This window comes from Yoonia maritima (assembly GCF_003003285.1).
Classification (GTDB): Bacteria; Pseudomonadota; Alphaproteobacteria; order Rhodobacterales; family Rhodobacteraceae; genus Yoonia; species Yoonia maritima.
Genome location: NZ_PVTP01000016.1, coordinates 1 through 13,052 on the forward strand (window position 1 = coordinate 1; position 13,052 = coordinate 13,052).

Genomic DNA, 13,052 nt, shown 5'->3' on the forward strand with positions numbered 1-13,052 from the left:
AACATGCCAGAAACGGAATGCTGTCGCCCGTCGACTTCGAAAACAGACAGCTAAATGTGAACCAAGAAGGTGTCTAGGAAACTAGGGGCTATTCAGATTGCCCTGGGCAATAATGTGATTTTTTGCATTTACAGAATTCACATCAACTGCGCCAGCGGCGTTCAATCATCAAAACTTTCCGAATTGTGTTAGCCCCGATACCACTCATATCCGAGAAAAATAAGTCAGGGCTGTTATTAAGCTTAGCGAGCTTTTGCCCGCTCATTTTTCGGCCATATAGCCGAATAAACTTTACGACTAATGTCTTGTGTGTAGGAAACAATGAGCCGTCACTTTCATCGTCCCTGCTTCTCTTGGACTTTTCCCACTTGATAACGCTGTAGGTAGCGCGAAGATATGAACTTCTACTATCATTAAAAAATTTGCGTGGTTGCTCATGAAGCTTTTTCCGCTTTTTCCTTGATAGAAATGGATAACTAATAATTGAAAAAGTCTTAAATAATAGACTATCCGACACTTTGAAAGGCGTAACGTTCGTCAATTCAGCTTCTAGATTGTCCTTCTTTTTTACTCTCTTTAGGGATTGAGCATTCGATGCCTTCTTTTTTGGCGCCCATTTATCATTGGCGCGCATAATTGCATCAAATTCATCGTTGCTAATGGAATCTAATATGTCGTCGTTCTTGGGTATAACAGGTGCAAATAGTGTACCATCTTGACGACCTAAAAACTCTATCGCGAGGTTTTTATTTGTATTTTCCACTTCCAGCATAATCGAACTTCGCTGAGTATTAGTGAGAAGGTTGAGCTTTGAAGCGGATATGTTTTTCTTCAATTCGCGAAGTTCGGTGACCTTCCGCCCAGCCTCCTCGATGAAGTTGAAATATGCATTTCGATCTGACCAGTCATTTTTGTTCAACCTACGGATTAAGTTAACGTGAGCCGTCCCGAACGGAAACTGGTTCTCTTTCCCAGCTTCTGGTCGAGGTAAATCCGCATATTTTTCCAGATGGGTGAGCATTAAGAAATCACTAATGATATCACCATCATTCAACTGTTCTCTATCGTAAATACCTATATGTATTTTTGACTTATTTATTACAGTCTCCCAAAGCTTTATGCGACCATAGTAGTCCATTCGATTGCGCGTTTGGTCAGTCTCCAACCAATCCTCGATCGACTTATCCACACGCCCAACGGCGCCACCTGCGACAAACTCAGCGTATTGCGAGTTGGCCCAGTCATCTTGGCGACGTAAATAGGTTACCATCTCCACATCATAATCTGAAAAATGACGAGCTAACTCTATAGCGTTAGGATTAAGGAAGAAGGCTTCAGAGGACAAAATAACAGTATGTATTCGATCACCCATAAGCGACACAGCAGCATCAACGTGCTCTTTTAGATTGTTTTTCCCATGAACAGCTTCAGGCACAAAATTGGCGTGCCCTGCCTGTTTATGAGGCCGGGTTTTCTGCCAAAACAAACCTACTTCCGGTACGTAAACACCATCCCGTAATAATGCTGCACGATTTTGTTCTAGAAAGTGTTGGATGAACGTAGATCCAGTCTTCGTTGACCCTATGTGTATAAGAAGCCTTGGTTTTTGCTCAATCGTCTTGCTGTGAAGGACCGCATCTCTATCGGTAGCTACCAACTCATTTCTAGCGTAAAGCGACAGAGCTTCTTGTAAAATACGTTCCTCATCATTTTGAGGATTGTGGAGCATTTCGGCGAGGTATTCCGCTTGAGGAATTTCTTTTCTATCGGCAGCTATTTCCAGAATGTCCCAACGAGATGTGTAGATTGCTTGAAGGGCGAGTAATAAGCGTGGTCGTTGCAGATTCAGTGATGGAAAATCGCTAAGATCTGCGTCGTCCCCGCTCTCAGGTGAACCGAATGCTTGAGCTATTCTATTAAGTGTGTTGGCCTCACCTTTTTTAGAAGCAACATGCTGAACAGTTTTCCACCATTGCGGTAACATAAGAGCATTAATCATTTGATACCGTGCAAAGCCTTCGGCTGCTGATCCCCTCATGGACTTTTGAACGCTTTCGATATTGGTCAAAAACATTGCTAAGTCATTTTCGGTACGTACCTTGCTCATTGTGCTGTCTGATCGCTTTCGATATGCAACACCAGGTAGAGGCAAACAGGTAATTTGGTTTGTATGCCGATAACACTCGCATACAAAACCTCGTTCTTCCCATTGTCCTGATTTGAATTTTATATCGTATTTAATAAGCAGTTCTCGTTTGTAAAGAAATTGCCATACATGCCAACTTTTCAAAATTTCGGCAGATTTATTACTGTTCGGTACAATTTTTTGTTCTTGAAAGTAACGTTCATTCCCATCCAGTTTTCCACTTTTGTGTGAAGTTTTGTCTTGGAAAACCACTTTCTGAACTCTGACCATTTCAGATTGATCGTCGTTTGCCGCTTGCAGTGTACGTTTAAGGATATGTTCATCATAGAAAAGGTCATCTGAGTCCAAGAAAAATACGTACTCTCCGCGTGCAGATTCAACACCGACATTTCGAGCAAACCCTTGGCCGGCATTTTTGTTCAGGACGATAGGTCTAATACGTGGATCCTCAGCAGCATGCTGATCAATGATCGCTTGGCTTCCATCTAAGCTACAATCATTTACCGTTATAATTTCGATTTCTTTAAGCGATTGATTTCGGATAGATTTAAGACATTGATCGATATATTTTTCCACACCATAAACTGGTAAAATTACAGATACGCTTGGTCTATCGCATTCGTTCTGAGCACCAATCGGCATTTTTACTGGACGGTTTTGTTCTATAAAATCAATTGCGTCTTCTATGCTACTCGGAATTACACAATTCGGAACATGGTAGATCGTGTACCATATATAGAAATAATGGAACACTTCTTCTAAAGATCTTTTGCGATGGCGGTGCGGGATGGTTTGCCTATCATCTGTCAACCCCCATCCCGCATAGAATGGTGCACCAAAGCAGATAACTTCTTTACCCGCGAATAACGCCTCCAATCCCATTTGAGATGAGCCAACGTACACTTTATTAACGCAATTGAACAAACTGTACGGGTTTACTGGATCTCGCAGGATGCGAATACGGCCAACATCTTCAAGATGATTAAAGTAACCTGCACGTTTACCCTTCTCCCAATGAGTATCTGGGTGTGTCTTAATCAGGATTTGTGAATCTGGATTTTCGCGAATAGCAGCCAGCAGCATTTTTTCAAAATCGCGTTCAGTCAGTTTTCCATAGATAGTCGACGCATCAGCAAAAGCTTGATCACAAACTAGGACACGGTCATCGTATCCATCCGACATTGCAGGCATAACAATGGGCTGAGAATTGTACTTAGATATCTTTTGTTCCACTATCCGAGCCATTACCGCTCGTGCACGGCTGACCTCTTCATCCGACAGCTCATTGTTACTATTCATGCGGTGGATAAGACGATTTGGATAGTCCGCCATAAAATAGTATGAAATGTCGTCATATACATAGCCAAGGCATCCCAACCCGGGATCATTGACTTTAAATGACTCGGACCAGCTATGTGTAGAGGCTAAGAAACCTTGCTCAAACAATAGTAAGGTGTCGCCTGTTTGGAATGACTGTAAAGTTTTCACTCCGCCCTTATGACTTTTCTCAGGATCTTTATAGATAGTGCCTAAGATCATATAGTGTTGACTTTTCCCATGCCTTTTGTCCTCTATTCCCAATGCGTTCGGGAACAATTTACGTAGGTTAGCGCCATACCGTTTGGTTAAGTTTGCTTCGAAATAACCGACATTCCATGCTTGATATCGGTTACTAATAACCCAATCTCGAAAGTCGAACTCGGGATCATTTACGCCTTCGTTTCGGGCTAGACGTAAATGATCATCAAATTTTTCAAATGCTATATGGTTTTCGTTTGGCATGGATATCTCAGTTATACTTGTGCATGGGAAGGCGTGAGTTGCTAGCAGTTGACCAATTGCCAAATTTCACTTTGTGCATCGGTTTCTATTTGAGTGTTAATATTTGAGGGTCCAGCCTCTATAGCAGTCTTGAAAATAGTCTCCCACGCATCGAATACTGTTGTGTTCGAATACAACTTATCAAATCTCTTTTTAGAGGCTGCCCCCATCTTCTCTCTGAGATCGTCCTTACTCATTAACTCATCGAGACATTCAGCTAGGCACCCTGCTTCCAGGCTGCGCTTAGCAAGAAGACCGTTAACTCCACTGACGATTTGTTCATTAATACCATTGCATGCTGCATAACCAACAAGAGGCATCCCATGTGCCATAGCTTCAAGTGAAGACATAGGAAATCCTTCAAAAAGTGACGGTAAAACAAAAAGTTGCGCTTGTTCCAAGTAAGAATAAGGGCTGTCTGAATGCCCCAAAAATTCAACCTGTCCAGCAACGCCTTTATCTTTAGCCCGGACTTTAAGATTTTTCATTTCAGGACCGTCACCGAGAATTTGCAACACCCAATCGGGGTGACGTCCCGCTATGATGGCAAACTCATCGATAAGCCGTGATAAGTTTTTACGCGGTACTAGGCGCGCAACCGTAATCAGCTTTTTTTGCCCCCCTCCCCTTGGATCACATAGCTGATCCGTTTCCATAACCGTATTTGGTATGACATCAGTCTTATTCTGCAGATATTCTGGCAAAGCGTCTTTAAAGGTTTCGGTGAGTAAATGTATTCTAGTAGCTCCAGTAAAAGCCGCCAATCTCTGCTCTTCACTAAAAACACCAAGTCGTTTAGGAAAATGCGGGTCAATATGCTCTGATAGCACCAAGGGGACTTCTATTTTTTGTGCGGTTACCGCATATTTTAGAAGCCATTGGTTCATATGAAGCCCGACAATCAAATCTGGACAATCCTCTGCCAAGGCGACTGTCATTTGATAGCTTGCCTTAATGTTATCTCCTTGAGGAAGGTAATGAATCTTTACCGTGTCGGCTAAGGGCCATACTGATGGAGATTTACTATCATCAAACGTGTAAACGTTTATCTCGTACCCTTTCTTGGCCATCGCATTTGCCATGAGGTGACCAACGTTTTCGGTACCCCCACGACTCTTTGTAATCCAAGGTACAATAAAGGATATTTTCATGGATCTATTCCTTCGTAGGGAAGTTTTGAAACGTCATGAACATCAGTAGGGGGATTTCATCCAGCATTTTAGCCTCACAACCCAAGCGAATGTTTACTCTTTGACGGAATGTCATCCAAACCTCCACAGTCCAACATCAGATTTTGACCAATACGTCGCGCTAATCACTCCACACCAGCGCGCAAACAGTCATGTATATGTAGAAGCCCACATGTTTTTTTTGATCTATCATGAACCAATAAGCAGGTGATCCCGCGTGAGGTCATCTCTTTGAGAGCCTCACTCGCCGTTGTCATCTTCGCTATACTCACAGGCTTTGCACTCGAGAGTAAATCGCAAGCTTGTGAATCCCACAGGCGTTCTACATTACGACGCATATCACCGTCGGTGATCAGACCTAACGTTTTGTCTCCGTCAATGACCAGTGCTACACCTAATCCTTTTGATGACATTGTGATCACGACATCATGCATTGGTGTAGTCGGGGCAACAATAGGCAGGCGATCCCCAGCTACCATCAGGTCTCCAACATTTAGCAGTCGTAATCCAAGCTTCCCACCTGGATGATAACGCCGAAAATCTTCAGGTACCGATTTTAACAGATGACTAAAACCAACGGCCAGTGCGTCACCAATAGCTAACGCAACTGTCGTAGACGTGGTTGGTGCTAAACCGTTGATGCAAGCTTCGGGAACCTTACCATGAGCAATCGCGATCGTACTTGATCTAGCAAGGGTGTTTTCTTTGGTTGCGGTGATGCTAATGACCGGGATTTTGTATTGCCGACAGTAGGCAAGCAAATCTGCGAGTTCTGTCGTTTCACCTGAATTGGAAAGAACCAAAACGACGCTATCGTCGTGAATAATCCCCAGATCTCCGTGACTTGCTTCGGCAGCATGAAGAAACGCCGCACGCTTACCAAGAGATCGAAAGGTAGACGCGATTTTGCGCGCAATGTGACCGCTTTTTCCAACACCGGCTACGATTAAAGGACCCGTAGATTCATGGATTGAATGAATCGCTTGCGCAATCTCAGGTGGTGTTTCGCGGCTTAACTGCAGCAATGCTTCGGCTTCAACCTGCAATACTGACTGGACAATAGACGTAGTTTCATCGCTCATCGGCAAAATATTGTTTTGATTGGCTTCTGCTAGTTTCATTTTAGCCTTTCAAGTCTACGGAAGTATCTTTTCGCTAAGCGTTAAAGGCCGTGATATATACGTATCGTGTCTGGCACACGGGTATATATCTCTTCACATTCCCCCTTGAGGTAGTGAGAATCTGAATGCCTGAATATTAACCTAAATAGCGAAAGAATGAGTAAGGTGGTACCTAACTTATTACACGATCATACACGTATAGGGTTAGCTTTGGCCAGCCTATCAAAAGCCATTAAGCTTTCGACAAGAGCCTCCATCTTATCAAGTGGTATCATGTTCGGACCGTCAGATGGAGCGTTATCCGGGTCTTCATGCGTTTCAATAAAGACCGCTGCAATACCTAAAGAAACAGCAGCGCGAGCCATAACTGGCGCAAACTCTCGCTGCCCACCAGACGATCCGCCCTGCCCACCGGGCTGCTGCACGGAATGGGTTGCATCCATCACAACTGGATATCCGCTTTTCGCCATTGTCGGCAGCGAACGCATATCAGCCACTAGCGTGTTATAGCCGAACGATGATCCCCGTTCAGTTAGAAGTATCCGATTGTTTCCAGTGCTTTCAATTTTCGCGACGACATTCGGCATATCCCATGGCGCTAGGAATTGACCCTTTTTTATATTGATAACAGCGCCTGTTTCGCCAGCTGCAAGAAGTAGATCAGTTTGCCGACATAAAAACGCAGGAATTTGCATAATATCACAGACTTCAGCAACCGTGCTGCACTGTTCAGGTGTATGAATATCCGTCAACACAGGGCATCCAACGCTATCTTTGACAGCTTGCATAACCTTTAGACCTTCATCAATGCCAAGACCGCGTTTGCCATTCAAAGATGTTCGATTAGCCTTATCAAAACTACCTTTAAAAACAAACTGTGCACCATGAGCTGCGCAAACCTCAGCCATATGACCTGCAATCATTTGAGCATGATCCAAGCCCTCAAGCTGGCAAGGCCCGGCTATCAGCATAAGTGGGGCGTCATTGCTAACACTCAAATGGCCAATATCAATTTTGTGCATGACTTACCTACTTATGTTGGGCCACGATGTTTGCATGTCGTATGCCTCAGGTTGAAACAAACTAAAAGCAACTTTTCCCGATATCTTGCATAGTGAGGAATAGTGCTGGCAAGATTATGAACAAGTATCAGCCACTGTCCCGATGGCTTCACATAAAGTGCGCGGCCTATTCTCCTGCGAAGCCTCTAGTTGGACCTGTTCGGTCGTCGCTATGAATGATTTGAACTGGATTGGTAATCCCCCCATTTTTAATGGGTTCAGCCGTGAAATTCATAAACCGGCGTTTCCCTGCGCGCTTTGTCGAAAACATCCCCTATGAGGGGTTTGGTTCCTTACACAGGTTGCATATTAGAAGCTCCACCATTTGATCATTAGACATCTCACCATCTGCGCACCATATGGGCTTCAACTTGCCAACCACAGATCCACCAGATGTTCCCACTTCCTTCGCCCCCACGATCTTGAACATTCAATGAGGAAGCGCGGAAATTGTCATGACAATGCAGCCGCCGAAAGCGTCTTCAATCCACTCAAACGCCAGCCGCCTTTACAAAACGCGCGAGTAAGCAAGACAGGGCGTCTTCGACGACATGTATAATCTGAAACGCAAACATACCAGAAGCGGGATCCTGTCGCCCATCGATTTCGGAAACAGACGGCACATCATGAACCAAGAAGGTGTCTCAGAGACTAGGGGCTATTCAGTTGTTAATGGCTATATTTCATAAATCAAACGAAGCTGGACTGATTCATCCAACCATCGTGTGGCACAAGACAGGCGCTTAGCAGATCAGGCCCCGAAAACCCAAACATGGGTTAGGCATCTCGACGCCTGCTCCTAGACCTCTGGTAAACGACGCTCAACTCAGTACAAAATCTCATAGCTTGTCGAACGCCCACCGGCCTCTGATCGTTTCAGCACCCCTGCCTTTTCCAGCGCCGCGAGATCGCGAGTTGCTGTGGGGGCCGTGGTTTTGGCAATCTTACGATACCCCTTCGCACTTAGGCCAAGCATCACTCGCTCGGGACCTTGCGCAAAGATAGCCGTCAACGCCTTGTGCTGACGGGCGTTTAGATCAGCCGCATGGCGCACAAAGAAATGATTACGACGGACCAAATACATCGCCTCTGCCCGGCCGGCATCAGCGGCACGGGTCAGCGTGTTCAAGAACCACACCACAAACGGGGTCGCATCAATGCCCCCCCTGCCCTCTTGGCGACCGGCCTGAAGGGCCGCGTAGTAATCCAGCTTTTCCTTCTCGATCTGGCGCGACAGTGAAAATGGCAGCGGATGAGACGCGGCAAAAACCGCCTCGATCAGCGCGCGGCCAATCCGGCCATTCCCATCCGAGAACGGGTGAATGGATTCAAACCACAAATGGGCAATCGCCGCGCGGATCGGCACAGGCAACGCGACCTCCTCCGCCAACCATGCGGTGAAATCCTGCATATACCCCGGCACCAAATCTGGCGGCGGGGCTTTATACAGCACATCATGGGATCCTGCGGTCGCAGAGCGTACGATCTCAATATCGAAACCGCGCCAAGCACCAAGGTTTTCAACCTCAATCCCATAGAACAACAAACGATGCCATTCGCACAGGTCTTGCCCTCTCACAGGTCCCTGCACATTACGGGCGGCCATCATCAAGGCCGCAATCGCATCAGACCTGCGGGCAATGGCAGCACCTTCGCGATGTTTTATCGACGCGATGACAGAGGCTTCGATCTCATCATGGTTAAGAGTAACGCCTTCAATCTCAAACGAAGCAAGCGCCTCTTGCACGATCTGCATGCGGCGTAGCTCGGCCAGATCATCTGGCCCCATACCAGCATGAACGCCCTGCACCTCGCCCAGAACCTGCATCGCATCCGCCAAATGCGGTTCCACTGCTTCGTGATCGTAAATGAACTTGGGCCAAAGCCCCGACTGCCATATCTGTACCATGAGGTGATTGTAGCAGCTATTCAGATCAAATAAAGAACTATTTTGATGTGAAAAATCCAGCCAATCACTTCATAGCATTATCCAGTGATCCGCACCGTCGTCACGCTTGGATCGCAAGCCGTGACCGCCGCCAAAACACGCCCCGCATAATGGGTTTCAATATAACGCGCAGCAAAGGCGCTTGGCGCCGCCAGTTCCAACCGTGAACCATCACGACCGACTTCGGTAACCTTCGAAAACCACGCCGCATGCACTGCCGGGTCATTGTCGAACATCACCCGCGAAGCGGCCGCCCAAATTGTCCCGTCGTTTTGCGGGGCCTCTGCACCCGCCTTGGCAAAAGGTACCACGTTTTCGCTCGCTGGCTGCTCTTGGGGCCCCTGCCCCATCCGTGCAACAAAGTCAGGACCAACCAGTGGCCAGCACAAACGAGTGGCTTCCAGTACAGCGTTCAAATGCACACGGTGTTCTGTCACCCTGCCCCGCGCCGCATTGCGATGAACCGAAATCCACCCACGAGCGCGCATAAGCGCCAGCTCGCGTTTTGTCGTCCGCTCAGTCACAGACCACATCCGCGCGATCTCGCGCAAGCCAACGCAGAATGTCTCAGATTGCCAATTAAACCGTGCAGTGATCAACAAAGCCAAACGTTGCGCAAGGCGGCCATCAATACCTTTATCATGCAGCCCGAGCGTCATCAGGGCTGTTAGAATATCATATTTGACGACGGAAGCCTTAGGCCCCGTTGCTTTCACCTGCATCACTGCTCTCCCGTGCGGCACTGCCACGGATAGTTTGAACGCTGCTTCGTATATTTGTTATGTACCAACCGTACGGTCGATTTACGAATTTACAACGCTATTCCGAACCTCGACGTGATTAGCGTTGAGTTGGGGTGAATTGTCAAGGATTCGTGTTTTTACAACCCCATTCCCAATCAAAGAAAAAAGAAATGGGTATATATAATGGTATAGGGGGACATGCAGGGTGTCACCCTATTAGGCCTTGATGTCCCCCCATCAGCTAGAAGAACACATCCCGTGTCCCCCTAAATATGGTCACCAACCCGCAGGATAGAGCCTCATTGCGCCGAATCGGTTCACCTGCCTGTGGCCCCTTATTTTCCTTGGGGACCTTCCCCACGGGGAAGATATAAAAAAACGATATCGCGTGTAGACACGACGTGCAAATTAGGCGTATTTAAAAATTATACAAGAATTAGCGTCCGAGGAACTAATGTATACACACGAAGACCTGCGTGACATGCAAACGCGTTCATTGAAAATGCAAAGCTGGATCCGCCAGCAGACCTTCTCTCCAGAGGATCAAAAAGTCCTCCGTCGTTTCTCCTCATGGGAAGTGTCAGAGCTGATCTTGGGGATGAACCAGTCTACCTTTCGGGGGCGCCTTGCCGCTGACCCCACCTTCCCCGCGGGGAAGGTCGAACCCGACGGGCGGCAGCGTTGGTTCTCATTAGAAGAGGTGAACACCCTGCGCCGCAAGATGAAGGTAAAGGGTAAATCCCTGATGCCCGCCCGCCCTGCTGGCCGCGCTTTCCGTACTGCCATCGCCAACTTCAAAGGCGGCGCTGGTAAATCTACCGTCGCTCTACACTTCGCGCACGCCGCCGCACTTGATGGCTATCGCGTGCTGGTGGTCGACTTTGACCCACAAGCCACCCTGTCCCACTCTATGGGGCTGACCGACGTCAGCGAAGAACAAACCGTCTGGGGCATCATGGCGCGCGATCTGGTCCGCGAAACCGACCGGATGAATGCAGCGCCCGTTGCCGCCGAAAGCGGCACCGCCCTGCCCCGTCGCTCAATCCCGGATTCAATTCGCGGACTCGGCCTTCAGGATTTGCGCATCGGAGACTTCGTGCGTCCAACCAACTGGCCCACGATCGACATCATCCCATCATGTGCGAACGCGGCCTTTGTTGAATTCGCCAGCGCGCAGTACCGGCACCTGAACCCCGAATGGTCATTCTTTGCGGCTGTGTCGCGTTATCTGGATCAGCTGCCTGACGACACATGGGACCTGATCTTTTTCGATTGCCCACCAGCAATTGGCTACCAATCGATGAACGCTGTGTTCGCGGCGGACATGCTCTGCATTCCATCAGGACCGGGCTACTGGGAATACGACAGCACGACATCCTTTATCGGTCAGCTGGCCGAGGCCCTCGAGGATTTGTCAGACGGGTTCACCGGATCCTTCCCCGCGGGGAAGATCGACTTGCCCAAAGTGTTCCGCGAAATTCGGTTCCTGTTGACGCGCTATGAACAAGGCAACGATTTGCACCGCGCGATGTATCAGGCATTTGAACAGGTCTTTGGCGATAGATTAGCAAAACACCCAATTGAAACCACACGGGCTGTCGAACAATCCAACCGCTTCCTCAGCTCGGTTTATGAAATCGACTACCGGGAAATGACACGCGAAACATGGCGCCGTGCGCGTGGATCGTTTGACCAAGCTTGGACAGAATTCCACGATGCTATGCTTCCCGCGTGGGAAAAGATGGCCGCAGAAGATCTTCCCCGCGGGGAAGATGTGAAAGAATAAGGAGCCAATGATGAGCAAGAAGAAACGCATTTTTGACATCGCGATGCCCGACATGGCGGAGCCTGAAACACAGCGCGTTAGCACCCCAGATACCAGCACGCGTCGCAAAGGTCCCATGGCCAGCGCCATTGCCGAAAACGCTGGCGCGCTGAATGAACGCGCCAGTGCCGAAGCCAAGATCAGAGCAGAAAACGATGCGCTCGCGCATGAATTTGTCGCGCTGAAACGGGCAGGGCTTGTCACTGCGATGATCCCACTTGATGCCATCGTGACCCAAGTATTGGTCCGTGACCGCAAACCGGGCCCAGACCCTGATCTGTCTGAGCTGGTAACCTCGATCCGCGACGTTGGGCTTTCCAACCCAATTCGTGTCGAAGAACGCGACGACGGCAAATATGAACTGATCCAAGGCTTCCGTCGACTGTCAGCCTATCGCGCGTTGCTTGCCGAGGATGGCGATGCATGGGGCGAAATCCCCGCTGGTATTCTTCCCCGCGGGGAAGGTGTCGCCGGATTGTACCGTCGCATGGTTGATGAAAACCTGATCCGTAAAGATTTGTCATTTGCTGAAATGGCGTTAACGGCGCAAGCTTATGCCGCTGATCCAGACACCACACCAATGAACGTCGATGACGCGGTGGCCGAGCTGTTCCAATCTGCCAACTATCAGCGCCGCAGCTATATCAGATCATTTGCGCGGCTGATGGATTTGGTCGATGGCGTTCTCAGATACCCCGAAGAAATGTCGCGTAATCTCGGGCTCGCTGTCCTGAAACTGATCGAAAGCGACCCAAAGGCGTTGCGCGCATTGCGGGCCAAACTGGATGGCTGGGATAACCGCTCCGTCGCTGACGAACTCGGCGTGCTGCGCGAAATGACCACCGCGAGCGCACCGCGCCCGGCCAGCAAAGCAGCGGATGGGGCAGGGCAGGGCGCGAGCCGCCGCCCGCGCACCACATTCGAAGTTGGCACCGGCACAGACCGCGTCAAATGCGTTGCTGGGGTAGGGCAACTTACCCTCAAAATGGACCGCGACCTAACAGCCATTGACCGACAAAAGCTAGAGCAGGGGATCGCAAGGCTATTGGCAGCTTTGGAATAAACTGGACACTGTTCATAACAGATCAGTGTTTTAAAGTACTGAATCTAATATATTTTTTACGCCCCTTACACAAAGTTCTTGGACCACCGTGAATTTTAGGTGAGGGGCGGTATCCAAGCGATCTCGATACGCAG

8 protein-coding genes and 1 pseudogene are annotated in these 13,052 nt (G+C 48.5%); 3 read left to right on the plus strand and 6 right to left on the minus strand.

The window, feature by feature from the left end; all coding sequences use genetic code 11:
• Positions 1–142 precede the first annotated feature (142 nt).
• From CLV80_RS17205 to kdsA, 4 genes are all read right to left on the minus strand, one after another.
• A complete protein-coding gene (locus CLV80_RS17205; protein WP_106359185.1) occupies positions 143–3,928 on the minus strand; it encodes a capsular polysaccharide export protein, LipB/KpsS family in 3,786 nt (1,261 codons plus the stop codon).
• 41 nt (positions 3,929–3,969) lie between these two features.
• Positions 3,970–5,118: a glycosyltransferase gene (locus CLV80_RS17210; RefSeq protein ID WP_106359186.1), complete on the minus strand. Its 1,149-nt coding sequence runs from the start codon at positions 5,116–5,118 to the stop codon at positions 3,970–3,972.
• A gap of 164 nt (positions 5,119–5,282) precedes the next feature.
• Positions 5,283–6,278 carry a KpsF/GutQ family sugar-phosphate isomerase gene (locus CLV80_RS17215; RefSeq protein WP_106359187.1) on the minus strand — a complete coding sequence of 332 codons (996 nt, stop codon included), beginning with the start codon at positions 6,276–6,278 and terminating at the stop codon, positions 5,283–5,285.
• Between the two features lie 188 nt (positions 6,279–6,466).
• Positions 6,467–7,300, minus strand: a complete 834-nt coding sequence (gene kdsA, locus CLV80_RS17220) for a 3-deoxy-8-phosphooctulonate synthase (protein WP_106359188.1) — start codon at positions 7,298–7,300, stop codon at positions 6,467–6,469.
• 439 nt (positions 7,301–7,739) lie between these two features.
• Between kdsA and CLV80_RS18675 the strand changes: the two are divergent.
• Positions 7,740–8,028: pseudogene (locus tag CLV80_RS18675) on the plus strand (hypothetical protein); the annotation flags it as partial.
• A 137-nt stretch (positions 8,029–8,165) separates the two neighbouring features.
• Here CLV80_RS18675 and CLV80_RS17225 read toward each other — a convergent pair.
• Together CLV80_RS17225 and CLV80_RS17230 are read right to left on the minus strand one after the other, a co-directional pair.
• Positions 8,166–9,248: a Fic family protein gene (locus CLV80_RS17225; protein WP_106359189.1), complete on the minus strand. Its 1,083-nt coding sequence runs from the start codon at positions 9,246–9,248 to the stop codon at positions 8,166–8,168.
• Positions 9,249–9,325: 77 nt separating this feature from the next.
• On the minus strand, positions 9,326–10,009 hold the full coding sequence (locus CLV80_RS17230) for a hypothetical protein (RefSeq protein ID WP_106359190.1): 684 nt from the start codon (positions 10,007–10,009) through the stop codon (positions 9,326–9,328).
• A gap of 475 nt (positions 10,010–10,484) precedes the next feature.
• Here CLV80_RS17230 and CLV80_RS17235 point away from each other — a divergent pair, with 475 nt between their 5' ends.
• Both CLV80_RS17235 and CLV80_RS17240 read left to right on the plus strand, forming a co-directional pair.
• A complete protein-coding gene (locus tag CLV80_RS17235) occupies positions 10,485–11,816 on the plus strand; it encodes an AAA family ATPase (protein WP_106359191.1) in 1,332 nt (443 codons plus the stop codon).
• Between the two features lie 10 nt (positions 11,817–11,826).
• A complete protein-coding gene (locus CLV80_RS17240) occupies positions 11,827–12,918 on the plus strand; it encodes a ParB/RepB/Spo0J family partition protein (protein ID WP_106359192.1) in 1,092 nt (363 codons plus the stop codon).
• Positions 12,919–13,052: the final 134 nt, after the last annotated feature.

Bases quoted from the DNA above. Each gene is read 5' to 3' on its own strand.
- CLV80_RS17235 (WP_106359191.1), top strand. From the start codon at position 10,485: ATGTATACACACGAAGACCTGCGTGACATGCAAACGCGTTCATTGAAA.
- CLV80_RS17225 (WP_106359189.1), bottom strand. From the start codon at position 9,248: ATGGTACAGATATGGCAGTCGGGGCTTTGGCCCAAGTTCATTTACGAT.
- kdsA (WP_106359188.1), bottom strand. From the start codon at position 7,300: ATGCACAAAATTGATATTGGCCATTTGAGTGTTAGCAATGACGCCCCA.
- CLV80_RS17215 (WP_106359187.1), bottom strand. From the start codon at position 6,278: ATGAAACTAGCAGAAGCCAATCAAAACAATATTTTGCCGATGAGCGAT.
- CLV80_RS17205 (WP_106359185.1), bottom strand. From the start codon at position 3,928: ATGCCAAACGAAAACCATATAGCATTTGAAAAATTTGATGATCATTTA.
- CLV80_RS17240 (WP_106359192.1), top strand. From the start codon at position 11,827: ATGAGCAAGAAGAAACGCATTTTTGACATCGCGATGCCCGACATGGCG.
- CLV80_RS17230 (WP_106359190.1), bottom strand. From the start codon at position 10,009: ATGCAGGTGAAAGCAACGGGGCCTAAGGCTTCCGTCGTCAAATATGAT.
- CLV80_RS17210 (WP_106359186.1), bottom strand. From the start codon at position 5,118: ATGAAAATATCCTTTATTGTACCTTGGATTACAAAGAGTCGTGGGGGT.